At 66.3% G+C, this 2,118-nt stretch carries 2 protein-coding genes; both read right to left on the reverse strand.

Going from position 1 to position 2,118, the window contains the following annotated elements; translation table 11 throughout:
* Positions 1 to 89 precede the first annotated feature (89 nt).
* On the reverse strand, positions 90 to 1,043 hold the full coding sequence (locus tag D769_RS20350; protein ID WP_008648957.1) for an ABC transporter substrate-binding protein: 954 nt from the start codon (positions 1,041 to 1,043) through the stop codon (positions 90 to 92).
* A 329-nt stretch (positions 1,044 to 1,372) separates the two neighbouring features.
* On the reverse strand, positions 1,373 to 2,118 hold a 746-nt coding region (locus tag D769_RS20355), incomplete at its 5' end, for a sugar nucleotide-binding protein (protein WP_008648959.1).

Below are 2,118 nucleotides of genomic sequence, written 5' to 3' on the forward strand. Positions count from 1 at the left end.
GCGCGCCCTGCGCCTCGATCGGCGCGGGCACGCGGGCAGCGGCCGCGGTGGTTGGCGTGGAGGCTTGCGACATGGCCGGGGACTCCGTCTTACTTGAGGAAGCGTGCGTCATAGATCGCCGTCACATCCGGCACCTGGCGAATCACGCCGATGTCCATCAGCACGCCGGCGGCCTCCTTGCTGAAGCTGGCCAGCTCACCACTGAAGAACTTGCGGTTGGCATCCTTGTCCTGCCAGCGCAGGTACGCCGAGGATTTCGCGAACTGCTCGCCGGTCTGCTTGACCGCCGCGCCCATGATCTCGTTGGCCTTGTCCGGCTCCTTGCGGATCATTTCGAGCGCTTCGAAATAGCTGTCCACCAGCGCCTGCGCGGCCTTGGGATTGTCCTTGAGCCACTTCGGCGCGCAGCCGAGCGTATCGGTCACCATCGGGTAGTCGAGCGTGGTGGCCAGGATCTTGCCCTTGTCCGGGTTCGCGCGCACCGTCGACAGGTACGGCTCGTACGTCATCGCGCCGTCGTTCTGGCCGGCCACGAATGCCTGGGCGGCAGCCTGTGGCGACAGCGTGGTCACCTTGACGTCCTTCAGCGTCATGCCGTTCTTCTTGAGCATCCAGGCCAGGCCGAAATACGGCGCGGTGCCCGGCGCATCGACGCCGATGGTCTTGCCCTTCAGGTCCGCGAAGCTCTTGACGTCGCCGCGCACGGCTAGGCCGTCCGCGCCATAGGATTTGTCGAGCTGCACGATCTGCGTGATCGGCACCCCGTTGGCATTCCACGCCACATGCGTTTCCACCGTAGTCGCCGCGCACTGGATCGCGCCCGACGCCAGCGCAAGGTGGCGGTCCTTCTGCGGAATCATCTTGATGTCCACGTCAACGCCATGCTTCTTGAAGATGCCGGCCTTGTCGGCCAGTGTCAGCGGCGCAAAGCCGGTCCATCCACTCATGCCGAGCGCAACCGGCGTGTTATCCGCATGTGCGGTGGCGGCGGCGGAAGCCGCGAGGGCAAGAATGGCGGTGACTGCGTGGCGTTGCAGCGACATGCGTCGGCTCCAATGGTCGTCAGATGTGGGGGCAGGACCCGTCTCCCGGATCGGGCGGCGCTGACTGCGCTGCCGCCGTGACGGGCAATTTAGCAACGCTGTATATACAAGTCAAACCCGGGGTTTACCTGAGATCAGGCACGCATCAGATTGCCGGAATACCAATAAATATGCGCAATAGCGGTGCGCCGGGATGCTGCGGCGCACCGTTGCCGGTCACATCCGAAGCCACTGGGATGGCACGCCGCACCATTGCTGTATATACAACAAGCGATGACAAAGGCATACGCAATCGGCGTGCCACCGCGAGATGGCGGGAGCAGGTATGTTCAGCGGTCGAAGAACGACGCGACGGTGGGGTATCGCAGCCGCAGTCGCAGCTCACGCTTGAGTCGGCGATTGTCGATCCGGCGCGACTCGCTCATGAAGCTCAGCAACGTCGGCTCGATCATCTCGCGCGCCTGCTGCCGCGTGATGCGCGGCGGGCGCGGCAGGCCCTTGCGGTCTGCCACGAGGTCGAAGTAATCGGCCATGCGCAATTCCGTGTCATCGCTGGCGTGGACCACGCGCTGCGGGCGGCCACGCCACATCGCCGCAATCATCGTGCGCGCCAGGTCGTCGGCATGGATGTGGCTCGTGTAGACGTCATCCTGCGACGCCAGCGCCGGCGTGCGCTTGTTCAGACGCGCGATTGGCAGGCGATCCTCGGCATAAATGCCCGGAATCCGGACGATACCGGCACGCCAGCCGGCGTCGCGGCCGAAACGCCGCACTGCCGCCTCCGCGGCGACCCGACGGCGCGCACGCGCGGTCTGGGGGCGCACCGCATCGAATTCCCGCACGCGGGCGCCGCCGCGATCACCGTAGACACCGGTCGTGCTGGCGTAGACGAACACCCCGTGCGACTGGTGCCGGCGGGATGTCTGAAACGCCCGGTGCCAGCCTCGCTCGGGTAGAATGGCGGCCTCGCCAGCGCCGGTGGGGAGCCGGGTGAAGCGTGCTCGACGCCACGCCGTGCGACGCAACGCGCCGAGCAAACCCTGCGTGCGCGGATCGCCCTCGCCCTGCCCGGGCG

The sequence above is a fragment of the Cupriavidus sp. HMR-1 genome, assembly GCF_000319775.1.
Taxonomy (GTDB): domain Bacteria; phylum Pseudomonadota; class Gammaproteobacteria; order Burkholderiales; family Burkholderiaceae; genus Cupriavidus; species Cupriavidus metallidurans.

Bases quoted from the DNA above. Each gene is read 5' to 3' on its own strand.
- D769_RS20350 (WP_008648957.1), bottom strand. From the start codon at position 1,043: ATGTCGCTGCAACGCCACGCAGTCACCGCCATTCTTGCCCTCGCGGCT.